Annotated in this window: 18 protein-coding genes; 9 read left to right on the top strand and 9 right to left on the bottom strand. The window is 65.4% G+C overall.

Annotated elements, in window-relative coordinates; translation table 11 throughout:
- Positions 1-26: 26 nt before the first annotated feature.
- On the bottom strand, positions 27-2,327 hold the full coding sequence (locus HU729_RS04070; protein WP_186708519.1) for a fatty acid cis/trans isomerase: 2,301 nt from the start codon (positions 2,325-2,327) through the stop codon (positions 27-29).
- Between the two features lie 173 nt (positions 2,328-2,500).
- Between HU729_RS04070 and metH the strand changes: the two genes are divergently transcribed.
- Positions 2,501-6,208, top strand: a complete 3,708-nt coding sequence (gene metH / locus HU729_RS04065; protein ID WP_186708517.1) for a methionine synthase — start codon at positions 2,501-2,503, stop codon at positions 6,206-6,208.
- Positions 6,209-6,384: 176 nt separating this feature from the next.
- Here metH and HU729_RS04060 read toward each other — a convergent pair whose 3' ends face one another.
- From HU729_RS04060 to HU729_RS04040, 5 genes are read right to left on the bottom strand one after another with little or no spacing between them, the layout of a single operon-like run.
- Entirely contained in the window at positions 6,385-7,140 is a 756-nt protein-coding gene (locus HU729_RS04060; RefSeq protein ID WP_186708515.1) for an ABC transporter permease, read from the bottom strand.
- Entirely contained in the window at positions 7,140-8,345 is a 1,206-nt protein-coding gene (locus HU729_RS04055) for an ABC transporter substrate-binding protein (RefSeq protein WP_186708514.1), read from the bottom strand. Before HU729_RS04055 ends, HU729_RS04060 begins: the two co-directional genes overlap by 1 nt.
- Positions 8,332-9,153 (bottom strand): ABC transporter ATP-binding protein, encoded by an 822-nt coding sequence (locus HU729_RS04050; protein ID WP_186665141.1) that lies wholly within the window; start codon positions 9,151-9,153, stop codon positions 8,332-8,334. The genes HU729_RS04055 and HU729_RS04050 overlap by 14 nt, the downstream gene beginning before the upstream one ends.
- Complete coding sequence (locus HU729_RS04045; protein WP_186708513.1) at positions 9,150-10,214, bottom strand: acyl-CoA dehydrogenase family protein; 1,065 nt, start codon at positions 10,212-10,214, stop codon at positions 9,150-9,152. Before HU729_RS04045 ends, HU729_RS04050 begins: the two co-directional genes overlap by 4 nt.
- A gap of 46 nt (positions 10,215-10,260) precedes the next feature.
- The gene (locus tag HU729_RS04040) at positions 10,261-10,821 is read right to left on the bottom strand and encodes a carboxymuconolactone decarboxylase family protein (RefSeq protein ID WP_186665144.1); all 561 of its coding nucleotides are present in this window, start codon (positions 10,819-10,821) and stop codon (positions 10,261-10,263) included.
- Positions 10,822-10,923: 102 nt separating this feature from the next.
- Between HU729_RS04040 and HU729_RS04035 the strand changes: the two genes are divergently transcribed.
- The 4 genes from HU729_RS04035 (at position 10,924) to HU729_RS04020 (ending at position 16,532) form a co-directional block, all read left to right on the top strand.
- Positions 10,924-11,838, top strand: coding sequence for an AraC family transcriptional regulator (locus HU729_RS04035; RefSeq protein ID WP_186665146.1), 915 nt, complete (start codon positions 10,924-10,926; stop codon positions 11,836-11,838).
- A 218-nt stretch (positions 11,839-12,056) separates the two neighbouring features.
- Complete coding sequence (locus tag HU729_RS04030; protein ID WP_186708512.1) at positions 12,057-14,474, top strand: glucose/quinate/shikimate family membrane-bound PQQ-dependent dehydrogenase; 2,418 nt, start codon at positions 12,057-12,059, stop codon at positions 14,472-14,474.
- Between the two features lie 78 nt (positions 14,475-14,552).
- Positions 14,553-15,803 (top strand): carbohydrate porin, encoded by a 1,251-nt coding sequence (locus HU729_RS04025; RefSeq protein WP_186708511.1) that lies wholly within the window; start codon positions 14,553-14,555, stop codon positions 15,801-15,803.
- Positions 15,804-15,914: 111 nt separating this feature from the next.
- Entirely contained in the window at positions 15,915-16,532 is a 618-nt protein-coding gene (locus tag HU729_RS04020) for a LysE family transporter (protein ID WP_186708510.1), read from the top strand.
- Positions 16,533-16,535: 3 nt separating this feature from the next.
- On the opposite strand, the gene HU729_RS04015 is transcribed toward HU729_RS04020, so the two are convergent.
- Genes HU729_RS04015 through HU729_RS04005 form a run of 3 tightly spaced genes read right to left on the bottom strand, consistent with a single transcriptional unit; the run spans position 16,536 to position 18,260 of the window.
- Positions 16,536-16,937, bottom strand: coding sequence for a hypothetical protein (locus HU729_RS04015; RefSeq protein ID WP_186665150.1), 402 nt, complete (start codon positions 16,935-16,937; stop codon positions 16,536-16,538).
- Between the two features lie 52 nt (positions 16,938-16,989).
- Complete coding sequence (locus HU729_RS04010) at positions 16,990-17,742, bottom strand: anti-sigma factor (protein ID WP_186708509.1); 753 nt, start codon at positions 17,740-17,742, stop codon at positions 16,990-16,992.
- Positions 17,739-18,260: a sigma-70 family RNA polymerase sigma factor gene (locus HU729_RS04005; RefSeq protein WP_186708508.1), complete on the bottom strand. Its 522-nt coding sequence runs from the start codon at positions 18,258-18,260 to the stop codon at positions 17,739-17,741. Before HU729_RS04005 ends, HU729_RS04010 begins: the two co-directional genes overlap by 4 nt.
- A gap of 130 nt (positions 18,261-18,390) precedes the next feature.
- Here HU729_RS04005 and HU729_RS04000 point away from each other — a divergent pair, with 130 nt between their 5' ends.
- The 4 genes from HU729_RS04000 (at position 18,391) to HU729_RS03985 (ending at position 21,869) form a co-directional block, all read left to right on the top strand.
- Positions 18,391-19,437 carry a catalase family peroxidase gene (locus HU729_RS04000; RefSeq protein WP_186665153.1) on the top strand — a complete coding sequence of 349 codons (1,047 nt, stop codon included), beginning with the start codon at positions 18,391-18,393 and terminating at the stop codon, positions 19,435-19,437.
- Entirely contained in the window at positions 19,434-19,967 is a 534-nt protein-coding gene (locus HU729_RS03995) for a cytochrome b/b6 domain-containing protein (RefSeq protein ID WP_186708507.1), read from the top strand. Before HU729_RS04000 ends, HU729_RS03995 begins: the two co-directional genes overlap by 4 nt.
- A 56-nt stretch (positions 19,968-20,023) precedes the next feature.
- The gene (locus HU729_RS03990) at positions 20,024-21,235 is read left to right on the top strand and encodes an MFS transporter (protein WP_186708506.1); all 1,212 of its coding nucleotides are present in this window, start codon (positions 20,024-20,026) and stop codon (positions 21,233-21,235) included.
- Positions 21,236-21,323: 88 nt separating this feature from the next.
- Positions 21,324-21,869, top strand: a complete 546-nt coding sequence (locus HU729_RS03985) for a cupin domain-containing protein (protein WP_063545119.1) — start codon at positions 21,324-21,326, stop codon at positions 21,867-21,869.
- The last annotated feature ends 5 nt before the right edge of the window (positions 21,870-21,874 follow it).

Below are 21,874 nucleotides of genomic sequence, written 5' to 3'. Positions count from 1 at the left end.
GGTCGCACGCCTTTCCCGGCAATCGATCAGAGGTTCTCGTAGCGGTTCATGTCCAGCACGCCGGCCTCCACCGGTTCGGTTTCCTTGATGTAGGTGTTCAGGTCATGGAAGTACTGCCAGAACTGCGGATGGCTGCGGCGCACGCCCCAACGCTCGACGATACGCTCGAACTTGCCCTGGTCGTCACGCGCCGCTTCCATGTCTTCGACGAACTCCGGCACGTCGCTGGCCGGAATGTTGAAGATGAAGTTCGGATAACTGCTCAGCACCCCCGGATACAGGGTCAAGGTGTCCAGCCCCGGCTGGTAGCGGTAGGCCTCGCCCAGCAGGAAGGCAACGTTGCTGTGGGCGCGGTTGCGCAGCAGGCTGTAGACCTGACGCTGACCGCCCTGCCCTTCGATGCGCAGCATGGTTGCCTCGGGCAGTTGGCCGATCACCTTCAGCCCTGCGGCCGGACGCGACACCAGGCGGCTCAGGCTCTGCTCCACATCTCGGAACTCCTCGCTCATTTGCGGGCGCGAGCAATAGGCGCCGGTGCAGCGATTGATCGGATCGGGCGCCGCGTTCAGGCTGCCAGTGCGTTGCAGCAACTTGAGGCCGAAGTCGCGTGTGGCATTGTGCTCGTTCAGATGCAGGGCGCTTGGGGTATCGGTATCGATGTCGGTGTAGTCGAGCCACATCTTCACCTTGCCGCTGTTCTGGTACCAGTCGCTGAGGATCGCGCCGCGCTTGTCGGCCGGCATCAGGCGCAGGAAGTTGACCTCGGCACCGTTGCGGATCAGGTCGAAGTACAGGCGCGTCTGCAACTGGTGCGAGACGTTGCCGTACACGTCGAAATTGACCGCCAGCTGGTAGTAGGTGCGCTCCAGCAACGGATAGTCGAACAGCCAGATGGTCAGCGGCACGTCGCCGATCAGGCCCTTGCTCACCGAGGCGCTGTCGAAGTGGCGGAAGATGCTGAGCAAGGCGTTGTCGTTGCCTGCCCACAGCGTCGACCAACTCGGCGGCGGCATTTCGGCGTAGGCTTCGCGGCGCAGCGTCTCGTAGTCGTTGCGCTTGTCGCGGTAGGCACGCCACAGGCTCAGCACGCTGCCGACATCGTCGATCTGCCCCGGCATGGCCAGCAACGGCGTGGCCTGGCCACGGTAGGCGGCATCGGTGACGTAGCGGTCGTGGGCCGGCTCCTGGAACAGCGCCCAGAAGTTGTCGCGGATCACGTCGGTGGCGATCTGGCCACGGCACACCGGGCCACGGATGAAGGTGCGCACGAAGTACTCGGCGTTGTCGAGCATGAACTGGTAGCGCGCCACCGCCGGGATCGCCTCGAAGGTCTCGAACGGGTTGGCGCGGCGCTGCGGGCCATAGCCCGGCAGCGAGGTGGCGCGCCAGTCGCCGCTGTAGAACAGCTGCTTGACCCGCTTGAGCTTCTGCGGCCCCATCGGGTAGGTGATGTGCGTCTTGTGCACGATCACGCCCTGCACCGGGATCAACCGGTAGTAGAAGTCATTGCCCGGCGGGTCGTTGGGGCGGCGCGTGGCGATCACGTCGACCGGCTGGCCACTCGGCGTGCGCGAGCGCACCCACTGGAAGAAGTGGCCCTGCTCACCGCCGACGAAATAGATATGCGCCAGGAACAAGTGCTCGTACAGCCAGCGCCCCACCAGCGCCTCGGTGGAGCCGGGGCGGTTGAGCAGCGCCTCCCAGTCGGCGATCTGCTTCGCTTCGCTGGGGCTCGGCTGGATCGGCTGGTACTCGACCGGTGCACCGGCCGCCAGCCAGCGCTGCAGGGTCGAGTACTCCTGGTCTGTCAGCCCGGTGACCGCCAGCGGCATGCCCTCTTTCGGGTGCGCACCGGCATAGGCGTCGAACTCGTGGGGCAACGGGCACATGTTGTTGCGGTTAAGGCCCAGGACGATCTCTTCAGGCAGCTTGGCGTTGGGCGTGAGCGGCGTCTTGTGGCCCAGTTCGAGCATGCGCGCCATCAGCGCGGCCTGGCTGCCCTGGTTGTCGAGTACCGAATAGAAGCCTTTCCTGCGCCAGCCCTCTTCACTCTGAGCGTCATAGAACAGCCGCGTGGTGGCGACTGCCTGGCTGCGCTCGCCCTGGTACACCGGCACCTTGGAGGCGCCCCGCTCGGCCCCCTCGGCGCTGCCCAGGTTGAGCTGGCAAGCGGCGTCGTTGCAGGCGTGGCAGGCCACGCACTTCTGGGTGAAGATCGGTTGGATGTCACGGGTATAGGAGATGGCCGAGCTCGATTGAGGGGCCTGCGCCAACACTGCGCCGCTGACGAGCAGGGCGAAGATGGCGGCTATAAAACGATGCACCATGTGCCGTATGTCCTGGTTCTTGATAGCTGTCACGATTTGCCTTTCTGTCCCTGGGCCTGAGTCTTGGCATCACCAACATGAATCAAATTCATGCTATCGGGCGATACGTCTAAAATCCGTGCAGCTTTGTTATTATTCCGCACTTCCGATATTTGTCCGACCAGGTAGTTCTCATGTCCGACCGCAGCGCTCGTCTCCAAGCACTCCAGCATGCCCTCAAGGAGCGCATCCTGATCCTCGACGGCGGCATGGGTACTATGATCCAGAGCTACCGCCTGGAGGAAGGCGACTATCGTGGCACGCGCTTCGCCGATTGGCCAAGCGATGTGAAAGGCAATAACGACCTGCTGCTGCTCACCCGGCCCGATGTCATCGCCGCCATCGAGAAGGCTTATCTGGACGCTGGCGCCGATATTCTCGAGACCAACACCTTCAACGCCACGCAGATTTCCCAGGCCGACTACGGCATGGAAGAGCTGGTGTACGAGCTCAATGTCGAGGGCGCGCGCATCGCCCGCCAGGTGGCCGACGCCAAGACACTGGAAACGCCGGACCGTCCACGCTTCGTCGCCGGCGTGCTCGGCCCGACCAGCCGCACCTGCTCGATCTCCCCGGACGTCAACGACCCTGGCTACCGCAACGTCACCTTCGACGAGCTGGTGGAAAACTACATCGAGGCCACTCGCGGCCTGATCGAAGGCGGCGCCGACCTGATCCTGATCGAGACCATCTTCGACACCCTGAACGCCAAGGCGGCGATCTTCGCCGTGCAGCAGGTGTTCGAGGATGACGGCATCGAACTGCCGATCATGATCTCCGGCACCATCACCGATGCCTCCGGCCGCACATTGTCGGGCCAGACCACCGAAGCCTTCTGGAACTCGGTGCGTCACGCCAACCCGATCTCGGTCGGCCTGAACTGCGCCCTGGGCGCCAAGGACCTGCGTCCGTACCTGGAAGAACTGTCGACCAAGGCCGGCACCCATGTGTCCGCGCACCCCAACGCCGGCCTGCCCAACGCCTTCGGCGAATACGACGAAACCCCGGCGGAAATGGCCGCCGTGGTCGAGGAATTCGCCGCCAGCGGTTTCCTCAACATCATCGGCGGCTGCTGCGGCACCACCCCGCCGCACATCCAGGCCATCGCCGAGGCCGTGGCCAAGTACAAGCCACGGGCCATTCCGGACATCCCCAAGGCTTGCCGCCTGTCGGGCCTGGAGCCATTCACCATCGATCGCCAGTCGCTGTTCGTCAACGTCGGCGAGCGCACCAACATCACAGGTTCCGCCAAGTTCGCCCGGCTGATCCGCGAGGAGAACTATACCGAAGCCCTGGAAGTCGCCCTGCAGCAGGTCGAGGCTGGCGCCCAGGTGATCGACATCAACATGGACGAAGGGATGCTCGACTCCCAGGCCGCCATGGTCCGCTTCCTCAACCTGATCGCCGGCGAGCCGGACATCTCCCGCGTGCCGATCATGATCGACTCCTCGAAGTGGGAGGTGATCGAAGCGGGCCTCAAGTGCATCCAGGGCAAGGGCATCGTCAACTCGATCTCCATGAAGGAAGGCGTCGAGCAGTTCAAGCATCACGCCCGCCTGTGCAAACGCTACGGCGCCGCCGTGGTGGTGATGGCGTTCGACGAGGTCGGCCAGGCCGACACTGCCGCGCGCAAACGCGAGATCTGCCAGCGCAGCTACGACATCCTGGTCAACGAAGTAGGCTTCCCGCCCGAAGACATCATCTTCGACCCGAACATCTTCGCCGTTGCCACCGGCATCGAGGAACACAACAACTACGCCGTCGACTTCATCGAAGCGTGCGCCTACATCCGTGACCACCTGCCCTACGCGCTGTCCAGCGGCGGCGTGTCCAACGTGTCGTTCTCGTTCCGCGGCAACAACCCGGTGCGCGAGGCGATCCACTCGGTGTTCCTCTACCACGCCATCCAGAACGGCCTGACCATGGGTATCGTCAACGCGGGCCAGCTGGAGATCTACGACGAGATCCCGCCGGCACTGCGCGAGAAGGTCGAGGACGTGGTACTCAACCGCACCCCCGAAGGCACCGACGCCCTGCTGGCCATCGCCGACGACTACAAGGGCGGCGGCGCAGCGAAGGAAGTGGAAAACGAAGAGTGGCGCTCGATGCCCGTCGACCAGCGCCTGGAACACGCGCTGGTCAAGGGCATCACCGCCTACATCGTCGAAGACACCGAGGAGTGCCGCCAGCAGTCGGCGCGCCCCATCGAAGTCATCGAAGGGCCGCTGATGAGCGGCATGAACGTGGTCGGCGACCTGTTCGGCGCGGGCAAGATGTTCCTGCCCCAGGTGGTCAAGTCCGCACGGGTGATGAAGCAGGCGGTGGCCCACCTGATCCCGTTCATCGAGGCCGAAAAAGGCGACAAGCCCGAAGCCAAGGGCAAGATCCTCATGGCCACGGTCAAGGGCGACGTGCACGACATCGGCAAGAACATCGTCGGCGTCGTGCTGGGCTGCAACGGCTACGACATCGTCGACATGGGCGTGATGGTCCCGGCCGAGAAGATCCTGCAGACCGCCCGCGAGCAGAAGTGCGACATCATCGGCCTGTCCGGGCTGATCACCCCGTCGCTGGACGAGATGGTCCACGTCGCCCGCGAGATGCAGCGCCAGGACTTCCACCTGCCGCTGATGATCGGTGGCGCGACCACCTCCAAGGCGCACACGGCGGTGAAGATCGAACCCAAGTACGCCAACGACGCGGTGGTCTACGTCACCGACGCCTCGCGCGCCGTGGGCGTGGCCACGCAATTGCTGTCCAAGGAGCTCAAGCCTGGCTTCGTCGAGAAGACCCGCCAGGAGTACGTGGAAGTGCGCGAGCGCACCGCCAACCGCAGTGCCCGCACCGAGCGCCTGACCTACGAACAGGCGATAGCGGCCAAGCCACAGTACGACTGGGCCAGCTACCAGGCAGTGGTGCCCTCCTTCACCGGCGTCAGGGTGCTGGAAGACATCGACCTGCGCGAACTGGCCAAGTACATCGACTGGACGCCGTTCTTCATCTCCTGGGACCTGGCGGGCAAGTTCCCGCGCATCCTCACCGACGAGGTGGTCGGCGAAGCTGCTACCGCGCTGTACCAGGATGCCTGCGACATGCTCGAGAAGCTGATCGGTGAAAAACTCATCAGCGCCCGCGCGGTATTCGGCTTCTGGCCGGCCAATCAGGTCGCGCATGACGACATCGAAGTCTATGGCGACGACGGCAAGCCTCTGGCCACCCTGCACCACCTGCGCCAGCAGACCATCAAGCCCGACGGCAAGCCGAACTGGTCGCTGGCCGACTTCGTCGCACCCAAGGACAGCGGCATCAGCGACTATGTGGGCGGCTTCATCACCACCGCTGGCATCGGTGCCGAGGAAGTGGCCAAGGCCTACCAGGACAAAGGCGACGACTACAGCTCGATCATGGTCAAGGCGCTGGCCGACCGCCTGGCCGAGGCCTGCGCCGAATGGCTGCACGAGCGGGTGCGCAAGGACTACTGGGGTTATGCCAAGGACGAGCAACTGGACAACGATGCGCTGATCAAGGAGCAGTACAGCGGCATCCGCCCTGCCCCGGGCTATCCGGCGTGCCCGGATCACACCGAGAAAGAGACCCTGTTCCGTCTGCTCGATGGCACGGCCATCGGCGAAACCGGCCCCAGCGGCGTGTTCCTCACCGAACACTTCGCGATGTTCCCGGCGGCGGCGGTCAGCGGCTGGTACTTTGCCCATCCGCAGGCGCAGTACTTTGCCGTCGGCAAGGTGGAGAAGGACCAGATCGACAGCTACAGCGCCCGCAAAGGCCAGGATGTCAGCGTGAGCGAGCGCTGGCTGGCACCGAATCTGGGCTACGAAGGCTAAGCTGCGCCCACACCCTTTTGTGTGGGCGCACGTGCCTTGTCCAGCGTCTACACGCCTGCGCAGTCCTTGCATGACTAGCACCGTGGCCGGCGGCGCCGTGGTTTTATGCGGCTAACATCGTTGTCGGCTGCATGGTTGCCGCGCCGAAGCTGCAGGCGCCCGCACGCCCGAACACCTCAGGCATGCACCCAGCGCCGATGCAGCCCGCGCGCCAGTGCATCGAGCATGAAGCCCAGCACACCGATCAGCAGCACCATGGCCATCAGCTCCGAATAGGCCAGGCGGTCACGGGTGTCGAGGATGAAGTACCCCAGGCCCGCGCTGACCCCGAGCATCTCGCACGGCACCAGCACGATCCACAGGATGCCGATCGCCAGGCGCACGCCGGTCAGCACATGGCCGATCACCCCGGGGATGATCACCTTGCACAGGGTTTCCCAGCGCGTGGCACTCAAGCTGCGCGACAACTGCAACCAGCGCGGGTCGAGCTGACGCACACCCGCGGCGGTGTTGAGCAGGATCGGCCACAGTGCGGCGAACGTCAGGAGGAAGTAGATCGGCTGATCGCCCACCCCCATCAGCATCACCACCACCGGCATCCACGACAGCGGCGAGATCATCCGCAGGAACTGGAACGCCGGCGTGGTCGCCGCCTCCAGGTGCCGGTAGCTGCCCACCAGCAAACCCAGCGGCACACCGATCAGCAGCGCCAGCAGCAGGCCGATGAGGATACGCTTGAGACTCACCCAGATGTGCCCATAGACCTCGCCATGGTCGAGCAGCTCGACCAGGCTCTCCAGCGTCGCCTGGGGCGAGAAGCGCGCAGACAGGCCATCGGCCTCGCCGAACACCCGCACTCCCGCCCACCACAACAGCAACAGCACCGCCAGCCCGGCAAGGCCCAAGGCGCCATGTACGACATGCTTGCGCATCAGACCGCGAACTCCTCGCTACGCTCGAAGTTGTCGGCGATGCCGAACACCGACGGGCCACCCACGGCGGCGATGGCGTTGCGCACGAAGCGGTCGTCCACCAGGTCGCGCGCGGTCTGCGCCGGGTCCAGTCCGGCGAGGAAGCCACTCTCGCCCTCGATCAGGGTGTTCTTCAGGCGCTTGACCAACTCCTCGGTGTAGCTGGGGAACGGGTACGGCTGGAAGTCGATGCGCTTTTCGTCCCACTGCTGATGCTGGATCGCACCGCTGGCGATGTAGCCGGCGCGGTCTTCGACCGAAGGCGCCAGGACCTTGGTCAGCACCGCCGGCTCGTGCGGGGTGTATTTGTTGGGGCCGGCCTTGGACAGCAAGGCGGCGGCCTCGGCGCGGTGATCACGGGTCCACTGCTGCGCCTTGACGATGGCATTGACCACCTTCTGCGACCACTCCGGGCGGTTGTTCAGGTCGTGCTCGTGCATGAACACCACACAGCATGCATGGTTGCGCCAGACATCGCCGGTAAAGCGCTGCACGCGCCCGACCTTGAGGTTCTCGGCCAGGGCATTGAAGGGTTCGGCGACGATGTAGCCGGCGATGCGCTTGCTGGCCAGTGCTGGCGGCATGTCCGAAGGCGGCAGCACCAGCAGGTTGACCTCGTTGGCCGCCAGTTGCGCGGTGGCAGGCTTGGACACAGGCTTCAGGCCGTTGTCACTGAGCATCTGCTGCAGCACCACGTTATGGATCGAGTACCAGAACGGAATGGCGACGGTCTTGCCACCGAGCTGCTTCATGTCGGTGATGTCCGGTGCCACGGTCAGGCCCGAGCCGCCGACGTGGTTCCAGGCCACGACCTTGGCCGGCACCTTGCTGCCGTAGCGGGCCCAGACCGTCATCGGTGACAGCAGGTGGATCACGTTGACCTGCCCGGAGATGAACGCTTCGATCACCTGCGCCCAACTGCGCAGCAGCACCGGACGCTCGGCCTTGATGCCTTCGGCCTCGAACAGGCCATTGTTGTGCGCCACCAGCAGCGGCGTGGCGTCGGTGATCGGCAGGTAGCCGATGCGTACCGGCGCGTCCGGCTCGGCGGCGGCGCGCGCCTGCAGGCTCGACAGCATCGGCAAGGCGCCGGCGGCGGTGAGCATGGCGCTGAGCTTGATGAAATCGCGACGCGAGGTGGAAGAGCAGCAATCATCCATGCACATGGGCAGGCTCCGACGACAGGGGGGAAGAAGACGTTGAGGTGGGGCGGCTCGCCTGCCGTAGGGTTTTCAGGATCTCGATGCGCAGCGCGCCCAGCTCTTCGACCCGCTGCGCGCGCGGCTGCGGCAGGTCGATATGCCATTGGCCGAGGGTGCGCGCCGGGTGGTTGCCCAGTAGCAGCACGCGATCGGACAACAGCAGGGCTTCGTCGATATCGTGGGTGATCAGCACCGCCGCGGTGTTGTGGGTGGCGATCAGTTGCAGCAGCAGTTGCTGCATGTCGGCGCGGGTCACTTCATCGAGTGCACCGAAGGGCTCGTCCAGCAGCAGCACTTCCGGCTGGCGCGCCAGGCAACGGGCCAGCGCCGTGCGCTGCGCCATGCCGCCCGACAGCTGCGCCGGGTACTGGCTGCGCGCATGGTTCAGGCCCACCGCCTCGATGGCGTGGTCGATCCGAGCACGACGCTCGGCCGCCGCCAGCGCAGGCTGACGGGCGAAGTCGAGGCCGAAGGCAACGTTCTTTTCAAGGCTCAGCCAGGGCAACAGGCTCGGATCCTGGAAAGCAACGGCCAGACGCGGATGCGGCCCCTGCAGGGGCACGCCATGCAGGGACACCGCACCACCACCAGGCTGCTGCAGGCCTGCCAGCACGCGGAGCAGGCTGGATTTGCCGACACCGCTGGGGCCGAGAATGGTCACCACTTCGCCCGGCGACAGCTTGAGGTCGAACTGCTCCAGCACCGCCTGCCAGCCGCCCTCGCGAGGGTAGCCCAGGCTGATGGCGCGGGCTTCGAGTAACACGTCGGTCATACGTTCGCCGCCTGGCGTTGCAGTTCGGCGCGCAGTTGCACCAGGCTCGGCGTAACGATCGGCACGAATGCCGACTCGCGCCAACGCCGGGCGAAGCCTTCGCCATAGGCGGTGAGATAGGCCTTGCCGCCACTGGCCTGAAGCTCCATCTGCACCGCATCGGCGGCGCTTTCGGCCAGGGTGATGCGCAGCTTGAACAGTGCCGCTGGCTGCTTGAGGAAACGCCCGTCGAGCAGGCCCTGCTTGAGCTCGCCGACGGTATTCTCCAGGCGCTCGCGCAGCACCTGCTCGGCTTCGGCGAGGAACGAGCCGCGCCCCTGCAGGTGCTCGCGCACTTCGTCCAGGGCGCGACGGGTCAGGCCGATGGACATGCCGCACTGCAGCGCCAGGAATGCCGGACGCACCCGAGGCAGGAACTCGCGGGCGTTCTCGTGCAACAGCCAACTGCGGTCCAGCGCGACCTGGTGGAAGGCCAGCGCGGCGGTGCTGCTCGACTGCAGGCCCATCAGTTGCAGGTCGTCGGAACGCTCGAGGCCTTGGCTGTCGGACGGAATCGCCAGCACGAAGGGCGCCTGGCCCTCTTCGGCCTCGATCGCCGCCGCCACCACGAAGCCACTCTTGCGCAGGTTGGTCACCCAGTGCAGGCGGCCTTCGAGGGCCCAGCCTTCGCCCTCGGCACGCGCCTGCACTTGCAAGGCTTCGATACCTGAGAGGAATTTCATGGCGTTGGACAAGCCGGTGGCGCCGGCCAGTTCGCCGGTCAGCAGCTCAGGCAGCAACTTCTCGCGCAAGGCCTGGTTGGGGCTGTGCAGCAGGTATTCGATGAAGGCCCGCTGCCCCCAGCAGACGAAGGCCGAGGCCAGCGAGCGACTGGCGATGGCGGCGATGGCCTCCACCGCGTCGGTAACGTCACCGCCCGAGCCGCCAAGTGCCGGATCGACGCCAACCCGCAGCAACTGCGACTCGGCGATGTGGGCCAGCACCAGGTGCGGGTCGCACTGGCCCTGGTCGATTGCCTCGGCATTGGCATCCAGCCATTGTCGAAATGCAGAATCAAGCATGTCCCTACTCCTTTTAAAACGCCGGCGTGCCGGCACCGGGCGTGGATTACGCCGAAGGCTGCCAGCGGTACTTGCTCAGCTCGTCGTTGAGCGGCGTCTGGGCGAACACATTAGCAAAGTTGCACAGGGTTGCGAGGCTCACGCCCAGAATCACTTCCAGGGCATTGCCTTCGGTAAAGCCGGCATCGCGGAAGGCCTGGTAGGTGGCATCGCTGACATTGCCGCGGGTGGCGATGACTTCACGGGCGAACTCGGCCAGGGTTTCGTAGCGTGCATCAGGCAGCTCGCCACGTGCGCGCAGGGCATCGACCACCTCTTGCGGCAGCTTGGCCTTGTTCAGGGCCACTGCCGTGTGGCCGGCAACGCAGAAGTCGCAACCGTGCTTGGTGGCGGCGATCAGTTGCACCACTTCGCGCTCGGCCAGGGTCAGCTCGGACTTGCCGTTGAGGGCCGAAACCGTGACATAGGTTTCCAGGGCCGCGGGGGCGTTGGCCAGAATACCCAGCAGGTTGGGGATGAAGCCGGAGTTCTTCTGGGCGTTTTCGAGGAAGGGACGTGCAGCTTCCGGGGCGCTCTGCAGAGTGTGTAGAGTAATGCGCGAGGACATGGAGTAGTCTCCTTTGATGTGTGTCCGTACAGTCTGTTGGTTATAAGAAGTAGCATCCATATTCATCAGTCGCCTTTCCTTGCTCCTGAGTCTTTGCATTAGATGATTTCGTCCAGCCATCTTGTCGATTGGTTATTAGAGGGCCTGGAGCTCGACGCCAGCCTCTTTCATGTCGGCCGCTACTGCGGCGGCTGGCACGCCAGCACCCAGGGCATGGGCCGGGCCAGCTTCCACCTGGTGGTTCAGGGGCACTGCTGGCTGCACATCGACGGGCAACCGGAGCCGATCCGCCTGGACAGCGGTGATGCGGTGTTTTTGCTGCGCGACCTGGCCTACAGGCTCTCCAGCGACGCCGACCCCGTCGATGCCTGCGCCCAGCCGCGGCGCACCATGCAGGCGCTGGACCTCGACGCAGGGGATGGCGTGGGCCTGGTGTGCGGCTTCTTCCAGTTCCAGTCGGGGCTGTCGTCGCTGATCGTCGAAGGGCTGGCCGACTGGATCCTGCTGCGGGCCGACGATCCGGCCGGCAGCGCCGCGCGAGCGCTCTTCGAGCTGATCCTGGAAGAATGTCGCCGCCAGCCGACACCCTCGCAGACCTTGCTCGAACGCCTGACCCACCTGCTGTTCCTCTACGTGCTGCGTCAGCAAGTCAATGGCGGCCAGTCGCTCGGCGGGCTGATCGCCCTCGCCCGCCAGCCGGCCTTTGCCGGCCTGCTCGAACGCCTGATCGAAGACCCGGGCCAGGCCTGGTCGCTGGAGAGCATGGCGGCCTGCACCGGGCTGTCGCGCTCGGCGTTCTTCAAGCGTTTCAACGAACTGGCCGGGCAATCGCCGGGCCAGGTGCTGCTGGCCCTGCGCATGCGGCATGCCTGCCAGTTGCTGCGCGCAGGCAATACCGTGGAACAGGTCGGCGCCCAGGCGGGCTACCAATCGGTGGCGGCCTTCACCCGGGCATTCGCCAAGGCAATCGGCATGCAACCGGGTGCCTACCGCAAGCAACACGAACCCAGGCGCTGATTCCGACGTACCGCTGACTTGCGAATACGACCTTGGTCGAATGCGCAAGCAATGCCAATTGCCTGAATTTATCTGCATATAACCGCCATATTCACGATAAATCCCGGAAAAAGCTTGTAAACACCTGCGACAATCCGTCACCCAATAAAATGTACCAACTTGTTAATTAGCTTGCTAAGGGCTTAGACTTCGCGCATCCCACCTGCGAGATCCCTGGCATGAACGACACACCCCGCGCCTCTGGCGCCTCCACATTCCTTCTGGTCGGGCTGGGCGTCATCATCGCCCTGCTCGGCATGCTCCTGGCCGCGGGCGGCGTCAAGCTGGCCGGCCTGGGCGGCTCCTGGTACTTCCTGATCGGCGGCCTGGTGATGGCCATTGCCGGCCTGCTCATCGCCCGTCGCAAGCCGGCCGGCGCCTGGCTCTACGCCGTGTTTCTGCTCGGCACCTTCATCTGGGCACTGGCCGATGCGGGCCTGGTATTCTGGCCGCTGTTCTCGCGGCTGTTCATGTTCGGCGCCATCGGCCTGGTGGTCGCGCTGGTCTATCCACTGTTGGTGCGTGCCAATGGCGGCAGTGCCGGTCGTCGCGCCTATGCCCTGGCTGCAGCACTGGCAGTGGTGCTGGCCATTGCCGCAGGCAACATGTTCGTCGCTCACCCCAGCGTCGCACCGACCGGCAATGGTCCGGGCCTGACCGCCGTGGAACCGGGCAAGGCGCAGAAGGACTGGGCGCACTACGGCAACACCGAAGGCGGCAGCCGTTTCGCCGCGCTGGATCAGATCAACCGCGCCAACGTCGACAAGCTCAAGGTGGCCTGGACCTACCACACCGGTGATGTCGCGATCAGCGACGGCAACGGCGCCGAAGACCAGCTCACCCCGCTGCAGGTCGGCGACAAGGTGTTCATCTGCACCCCGCACAACAACCTGATCGCCCTGGATGCCGACACCGGCAAGGAACTCTGGAAAAACGCCATCAACGCGCAGTCCAAGGTCTGGCAGCGCTGCCGTGGCCTGGCCTACTTCGATGCCACCGCGCCGATCGTCCAGCCAACCCAACCGCACAGTTCGCCGATCACCGTTGCCACGCTGCCGGCGGGTGCCAACTGCCAGCGTCGCCTGCTGACCAACACCATCGACGGCCGCCTGATCGCAGTGGATGCCGACACCGGCGCCTTCTGCGAAGGCTTCGGCAACAACGGCCAGGTCGACCTCAAGGCCGGCCTTGGCGATGTTCCGGATTCCTACTACCAGCTCTCCTCCGCGCCGCTGATGGCGGGTACCACCGTGGTGGTCGGTGGGCGGGTCGCCGACAACGTCCAGACCGACATGCCCGGCGGTGTACTGCGCGGCTTCGACGTGATCACCGGGCAGATGCGCTGGGCCTTCGACCCAGGCAATCCGCAGGACCGCAACGCCCCTGCCGACGGCAGCACCTACGTGCGCAGCACCCCCAACAGCTGGGCACCGATGTCGTACGATCCGGCGATGAACACGGTATTCCTGCCGATGGGTTCCTCCTCCACCGACATCTATGGCGTGGAGCGCAGCAAGCTCGACCACACCTATGGCGCCTCAGTGCTGGCGCTGGATGCCACCACCGGCAACCAGAAGTGGGTCTACCAGACCGTGCACAACGACCTCTGGGACTTCGACCTGCCGATGCAACCCAGCCTGATCGACTTCACCAAGGACGACGGCAGTACCGTGCCGGCCGTCGTGATCGGCACCAAGGCCGGGCAGATCTACGTGCTCGACCGCGCCACCGGCACACCGCTGACCCAGGTCGATGAAGTCCCGGTCAAGCCGAGCAACATCCCTAACGAGCCCTATTCCCCGACCCAACCCAAGTCTGTCGGCATGCCGCAGATCGGCGCGCAGACCCTGACCGAGTCGGACATGTGGGGCGCCACCCCGTACGATCAACTGCTGTGCCGCATCGACTTCAAGAAGATGCGCTACGACGGCCTGTACACCGCACCGGGAACCGATCTGTCGCTGAGCTTCCCAGGCTCGCTGGGCGGCATGAACTGGGGCAGCCTTTCGACTGATCCGGTGCACGGCTTCATTTTCGTCAATGACATGCGCCTGGGCCTGTGGATCCAGATGATCCCTTCGCAGAACAGTGGCCAGGCAGCCTCCGGTGGCGAGGCACTGAACACTGGCATGGGCGCCGTGCCCCTCAAGGGCACACCTTACGCGGTGAACAAGAACCGCTTCCTGTCGGTGGCCGGCATCCCCTGCCAGGCTCCGCCGTTCGGCACCCTCACCGCGATCGACATGAAGACCCGACAGATCGCCTGGCAGGTGCCGGTCGGCACCGTCGAGGACACAGGCCCCCTGGGCATCCGCATGCACCTGCCGATCAAGATCGGCCTGCCGACGCTGGGCGGCACCCTGTCCACCCAAGGCGGCCTGGTGTTCATCGCCGGCACCCAGGATTTCTACCTGCGTGCCTACGACAGCAGCAACGGCAACGAGATCTGGAAGGCGCGCCTGCCGGTCGGCAGCCAGGGCGGGCCGATGACCTACGTATCGCCCAAGACCGGCAAGCAGTACGTGGTGATCACCGCCGGTGGCGCGCGACAGTCGACTGACCGTGGCGACTATGTGATTTCGTACGCCCTGCCGTAGACCGCGTTGCCCCCTTCGCGTGCAAGTCGCTGCGGCCTGCACGCGAAGGGGCCCTCACAGACCATCCGAGACCCTGCAATGTCCCCCGCTTTTCGCTTGACCCCTCTTGTCTTCGCCCTGACCAGCACCGCTTCGCTCGCCGCCGACAACACCCTGACCGGTGACTGGGGCGGCCTGCGCCAGCAACTGGAAGAAGACGGCATCCACATCACCGGCGACTACAGCGGCGAAACCGCCTACAACGCCCACGGCGGCCTGCACCGCTCGGCGCGCTACTCGCAGAACCTCAAGTTCGGCGTGCAGTTCGACCTGTCGAAACTGTATGGCCTGGACAACGGCGGCAAGGTCCAGTTGACGGTCAACGACCGCCGTGGCAACAGCGCCTCCGAAGACCTGGTCGGCAACCGTCTGCCGATCCAGGAGAACTACGGCGGTCTCTATACCCGCCTCACCGAACTGAGCTACGAGCGCAGCCTGTTCACCCCGGCCTTGAATCTCAAGCTCGGCTACATGGCCATGGGCAACGACCTCGGCGGCCTGGACAGCGGCATCCTGTGCAATTTCATGAATGCCGGTTTCTGCGGCCATCCGCTGAACATGTCCGGTGGCAGCGGCTGGACCAACTACCCCAACGCGCACCTCGGCGCCCGGGTCAAATACGATCTCTCGCCCTCCTGGCAACTGCGCGTGGCGGCCTTCAACGTCGATCCGCAAAGCAACGGCAACTCCAGCCGCGCCTGGCACCTGGGGCCCAAGCACAGCACAGGCACCGTGGTGCCAGTCGAGCTGGTGTACAAGCACCTGGGCGAACTGCCGGGCGAGTACAAGCTGGGCTATTACTACGACAGCTCCAACGTCAAACGTATCGGCAGCGACCAGGACGTGGCCGGACGCAGCGGCCACTACCTGCTGGTCGACCAGGCGCTGTGGAACGACCCAGCCTCCGCGGGTCGTAGCCTGCATGCGTTCGGCCAATATTCGGCGTCGAGCAAGGCCGCCTCGCCCTTCACCCGCTGGTATGGCGCAGGCGTGGTGTTGTACAAGCCCTTCGAAGGACGCCCGCGCGACACCCTGGCTTTAGGCTATGGACGGGCGGTGCCGAACCCGCGCAGCCGTCAATTGCTGGAAGCGACCGCGTTCGATGCCGGGCGCGACTTCCCCAACCTGGACAGCGCCGAGCAGTTGATCGAACTCAGCTATGGCTACCAGGCCACCGCATGGCTGAACCTGCGTCCGGATGTGCAGTACATCATCGAACCTGGCGCCTTCTCCGGGGAAGCCATCGACAACGCACTGGTCGTAGGGCTGCAGGTCAAGGCGACGTTCTGATAGAGCCGACACGCTCCTGCACGGTAGGGCGCCATTCATGATCGGCCGCTATGCAAGCCGAGCGGAAAGTGGCATATATCCTGGCATCCCCATCCCCAGGAGAACTGCCCCATGCTCGGCGTAACCGACTACGGCGCCTTCGTCATCGCCTTCATCGTCCTCCTGGCCATTCCCGGCCCCGGCAACTTCGCCCTGATCACCGCCACCGGCAAGGGCGGGATCAAGGGTGGCCTGGCGGCGACTCTCGGGGTGATTCTTGGCGACCAGGTGCTGATGTGGCTGGCCGTTGCTGGCGTCGCCACCCTGCTCGCCGCCTACCCGGCCGCCTTTCACGTCGTGCAGTGGGCGGGCGCCGCCTACCTGGCCTGGCTTGGCCTGCGCATGGTGCTGAGCAAGCCCGGCACAGCGCCGCGTGAAAGCCGGATGGACAGCGGCCACTACCTGCGCCAGACCATGATGATCACCCTGCTCAACCCCAAGGCGATCATGTTCTACATGGCCTTCTTCCCGCTGTTCATCGATCCGGTGCAGCATCAGGGCTTCATCACCTTCGCCTTCATGGCAGTGACGGTCGCCGGGCTGACCTTCCTCTACGGCCTGGTCGCGGTGCTGCTGACCCACCACCTGGCCGAGCGTATGCGCGCCAACCCGCGGGTGTCCAACCTGCTCGAGCGACTGGCCGGTGCCTGCCTGGTCGGGTTTGGCATCAAGCTGGCGGCGATGCGCTGAGACTCAGGCGCCGCCGAGCAGGTCATGGGCATCGAGCAGCCGGAAGGCCACTTCCGGATTGCGCTCCAGGCCCTTGCGAATGGCAGCCGGGATCGACTGGCGGGTCTTGCGGCACAGGCCTGGCTGGTCGTCCAGCTCGATGACGAAGCCGCGCATGGTACGTACCTCGTTGTAGCCTGGTGCGATATGCACGCCAATGCCCAATTGCTCAAAGAGGCGTGACTGCAGGTGCTGCAGGTCTTCCAGGCTCTTGAGGTTTTCCAGACGTTCGAGCAGGCGTTTTTCCTCCTGGCGGGTCAGCAGGAGGATACGTTGGGCCTGGGGTGGGTGCGCGTGCAACTGCTCGCGCCCGCAATCACAGGCGCCGGGAGGGCAAGGTTGGCGCAAGGCAGGTGTGCTGGACATGGGCCAAGCATAGCGCTTTCAAATGAATGTTCGCCTCCCCTGGCCATCGGCGCTAGAGACTGACCCCCAGAACCTTGCGCACCTGCTCGCTACGGGTATCATCCGCCGCGCTGACCAGGGCGAAATTGTAGTCGCCATGGGACCAGTAGCGCGCCTCGAGCTGCCCATCGACCCGCTGCCCGCTGGGCATCTGCTCGTAACGCCCGCCTGGCGAGCGCATGAACAGGCTGATGCGCTCGCCTTTTGCGTCCTGGAACACCAGCAATGCCGCCGGGCCGTCCTCGTTGACCAGCAGACGTGCGCCCACCGGCTGGAAGCCGTATCCGCTGAGGTCCGGCACCTGGCCGACCCGGTTGAAATGCCGCCCCAGCCACGACTGCAACTGTGCGGGGTCATCGGCCTGGACATCGAGGGCCTTGGCATCGGCGAACAGTTTGTGTGCCTGCACCGCGTCGGCCATCGGCATATCGCCCGCCAGCATCGTCGATTCACGTGCCTGCCAGCCCCCAAGCCCGCCAACCCCCAACGCCAGCAACAGGACTGCAGCCGACGCGAAGCGCTGCTGGCGGCGTTGACGCATACGCCGCCGCAGATGGGCCAGTTCCAGTTGCGGATTGTGTGGCATGTCGTTGAAACCGGCGAGCGCCGCACGCAGGCGCCGGGCATCGCTGCGCCAGGCCTCGATCCGTGCGGCCTGCTCCGGATTGGCCGCCAGCCAGGCCTCGACCTCGGCCCGGCGCACCGGCTCCAGGCGCTCGTCGACGTAGGCATGCAGCTCTTGCTCGGTGGGAATCAGGCGAGTCATTTCAGTCTCCGCAAGGCCAAGGACGATGGCTTGCCCTCGGTCAGTTCACGCAACGCGGCACGGGCGCGCGACAAGCGCGACATGACTGTGCCGATCGGAATATCCAGGGCCTGAGCGACCTCCTTGTAGCTCAAGCCCTCGACGCTGACCAGCAGCAACAGCGCGCGCTGCTCGCTGGGCAGGCGGGCGAAGGCCTGCAGGTCGGCCTGGGCCAGCACGATACTCTCGGTCTCGTAGCCCAGCGGCTCCTCGGCCTGCCCGCCGCGACCGAACCAGTTCAACCAGCGCGAGTGCAGGCGATCGCGGCGCTTGCCGTCGAGAAACAGCCGGTAGAGGATGGTGAACAACCAGGCACGCCGGTTCTGTTCCTCTCGCTGCTGGGCGCTGCGGGTGAGCGCACGCTCCACGGTGGCCTGGACCAGGTCGTCGGCACTGCCGCTTTCGCGGGTCAGCCACAAGGCGAAGCGCCGCAGGCTCTGCAGCAGTTCGCGCCATTGTTGTTCATCCAGGTCATGCATGGTCAGGTTCCGGCCCCATGGGCTGTCAGTGTAATGGGCAGACGGGGCGCGAAGAAATCTATTCCCGCCTGGGGAATAAATTTTTCGCTGCCACGTCATACCGACTCATTCACTGACCCGGAACGTCATCATGAACACACCCCTGCAAGGCCCTGCCAAGGCCCTGCGCCTGGCCGCCATAGGCGCCACGGTCGTGGCGCTGGGTGCAGGCTTCGCCTATGCCGCCGGCTGGATCGGCACCCCTGCCCTGACGCCGCAGCGCATCATCGACACCTTCGAAGCCCAGGCCGGCCACCATCCCGGCTATCGCAAGAACCACGCCAAGGGCCTGTGCGTCAGCGGCTACTTCGAAAGCAGCGGCCAGGCGCAGGCGCTGTCGAGTGCGCGGGTATTCAGCCAGGCACGGGTGCCGGTGATCGGCCGCTTCGCCATCGGCGGTGCCAACCCCTACAGCCCCGACGCCGGCGTACCGACCCGCAGCCTGGCGATCCAGCTGAGCACCGACGACGGCCAGGTCTGGCGTACCGGCATGAACAATCCGCCAGTGTTGGCGGTGAGCACTGCGCAAGGCTTCTACGATCTGGTCCTGGCCAGCGGCCCGAGCCCGAGCACCGGCAAGCCGGACCCGGCCAAGCTGCAGGCCTTCTTCGCCGCCCACCCGGAAAGCGCAGCCTTCCGCCAGTGGGCCGCCAGCGCCAAGCCCAGCGACAGCTTCGCCAACACGGACTACAACAGCATCAACGCCTTTCGCCTGATCGATGCCAGCGGCAAGGCGCAAGCCGTGCGCTGGCGCATGGTCGCGCAAACACCCTTTGCCGCCCTGCCCGCCCAGGTCGAGGACAACCTGTACCTGCAACACGATCTGCAACAACGCCTGAGCCAGGCGCCGCTGCGCTGGACACTGCGCCTGACCCTCGCCGAACCCGGTGACGCCATCGACGACCCGGCCAGCCAATGGCCCGACTCGCGCCGCAGCATCGATGCCGGCACCCTGGTGATCGACCACGTCGATGCACCTGAACAAGGCGCCTGCCGCGACCTCAACTTCGACCCGCTGATTCTGCCCAGCGGCATCGAAGCCTCCGCCGACCCGATCCTCGCCGCGCGTTCGGCCGCCTATTCGGAATCGTTCAATCGCCGCAGCCGCGAAAGTCTCGGCGCAGGAGCCCGCCCATGAAACCGTCCGCCTTCCACCCGCTGGCCCGCCTGGTGCACTGGCTCATGGCGTTCCTGATCCTGGCAATGCTGTTCATTGGCGTGAGCATGGTCGGCGACCTGTCGCCACGTCACCCCTGGTTGGTGGAACTGCACAAGGCCACGGGCCTGGCACTGCTGGCACTGGTGGTACTGCGCATCATCCTGCGCCTGATGCTGCCGCATCCGCCACTGCCCGCCGACCTGCCACCGCTGCAGCGCTTCGCAGCCGGCGCCTCGCACCTGGCACTGTACGGGTTGATGCTGGCCATGCCGTTGCTCGGCTGGGCGATGCTCTCGGCAGGCGGCTACCCACGGCCCTTGCAACTGCCGGCGATCATGCCTCACGACCTGCAGTTGTATGCCGTGCTGCGCCAGGCGCACGGCTGGGCGGGCTACCTGCTGTTCGTCACCATCCTGGCCCACCTCGGCGCAGCGCTGTTCCATGCACTGGTGCGCCGTGACGGCGTATTGCGTAGCATGTGGCCAGGGCCCCTGCGCCGCAGCGACTGAAAAACGCCTGCAGGCGGAACGGGGCCGATACCTTTCCGCCTGCCATGGATGTTTCAATGACCACCGCGAAGGACGCTGCTTCTCCCACCCCGCTTCACGCCCCCACCCTCGATCTACGCCCGCTGTTGCTGGTGAACATGGCCTGCACCATGTCGATGATGGCGTTCGTCGCCTTGATCGGCCCCATCGCCCGCCTGCTGGGCATGGCCACCTGGCAGGCCGGGTCCGCCGTGACCGTGGCGGGCGTGGTCTGGGTCATTCTTGCGCGCCCCTGGGGCCGCGCAGCCGACCGTCTGGGCCGGCGACGCATCCTGCTGATGGGCAGTGCCGGATTCACCGTCGCTTACTGGCTGCTGTGCCTGTTCATCGATGGCGCCCTGCGCTGGCTGCCGGGCGCAACCCTGGCTTTCCTCGGCTTGATGCTGACCCGCGGCCTGATCGGCGCCTTCTATGCCGCGCTGCCGGTGGGCGGCAATGCGCTGATCGCCGATCATGTCGAGCCCGAACGCCGCGCCCGCGCCATGGCCCTGCTGGGCGCGGCCAATGCCGTGGGGCTCGTGCTCGGTCCGGCCCTGGCCGCATTGCTGGCGCGCCATAGCCTGAGCGCACCGTTCTTCATCATGTCGCTGCTGCCGGCCACGGCATTTCTCGTACTGCTGTTCAAGCTCAAGCCGCAGCCGTTGCCCCACAACTATGCGCCGAGCCCCGTACGCCTGGGCGATCCGCGCCTGCGTCGACCGTTGATCGTGGCCTTCAGCGCCATGCTCAGCGTGACCGTGTCGCAGATCACCGTGGGCTTTTTCGCCCTCGACCGTCTGCAACTGAACAGTGCCGATGCCGCCCAGGCCGCAGGCATCGCCCTGACCGCCGTGGGCGTGGCGCTGATTGGCTCGCAGATTCTGCTGCGCCAGTTGGAGTGGCCACCGCTGAAGATGATCCGCGTGGGCGCCAGCATCAGCGCGCTGGGCTTTGCCGCCGGGGCTTTGGCCACCACTGCTCCGGCATTGTGGGCGTGCTTCTTCGTCGCCGCCGCCGGCATGGGCTTCGTCTTCCCGGCCTTCTCGGCGCTGGCCGCCAATGCCATGCAAGCCAGCGAGCAAGGCGCCACTGCGGGCTCGATCAGCGCGGCACAGGGCATGGGCGCGGTAGTCGGCCCCCTCGCCGGGACCCTGGTCTACGCCCTCGATCCGCGCTTGCCGTTCCTGGCCGTGGCCGTGCTGTTGCTGCTGGTCGGGCTGTGGCCTGCGCCCGCCGCCCAGCGCACCTGACAAGCACAGCGCGTTGCCGGTCAGAGTGTGTTTTAATGCGCTGCCCATTATTTTTGACACCTCTGATCACTCACTACTCAAGGCGGCTATGGACACTGGGACACGACTCAAACTGGTGCGTGAACGCAACAACCTCTCCCAGCGGGAACTGGCCCGCCGCAGCGGCCTGACCAACTCGACGATCTCGCAGATCGAGCAGAACCGCGTCAGTCCTTCGGTCAGTTCCCTGAAAAAACTCCTCGAAGGCATCCCCATGAGCCTCGCCGAGTTCTTCAGCTTCGATGAACCTGCACGCGAAGAGCGCTACGTGTTCCGCGGCAGCGAGCAACCTGACCTGGGGCGCAACGGCCTGCGCATGTTGCTGGTCGGTGCCAGTGTCGAAGGCCGCCAGATGCGCATGCTGCGTGAGCTCTACGCGCCGGGCGCCGACTCGGGCGAGCCGATCGTGCATGCCGAAGGCGAGGAATGCGGGCTGGTCACCCGGGGTACGGTCGAGTTGTGGGTCGATGGCCAGGTCAGCGTGCTCAACTCTGGCGACGGCTACTACATCCCCACCACGCTGCCGCACAGCTTCAAGAACATCGGCCCGGACGAAGCAGAAATCATCAGCGCCAACACCCCGGCGAACTTCTGATCGTT

The sequence above is a fragment of the Pseudomonas sp. RW10S2 genome (assembly GCF_014268985.1).
GTDB lineage: Bacteria > Pseudomonadota > Gammaproteobacteria > Pseudomonadales > Pseudomonadaceae > Aquipseudomonas > Aquipseudomonas wayambapalatensis.
The sequence above is the reverse complement of the archived record's forward strand: the minus strand, read 5'-3'. Positions and strand labels throughout refer to the sequence as shown.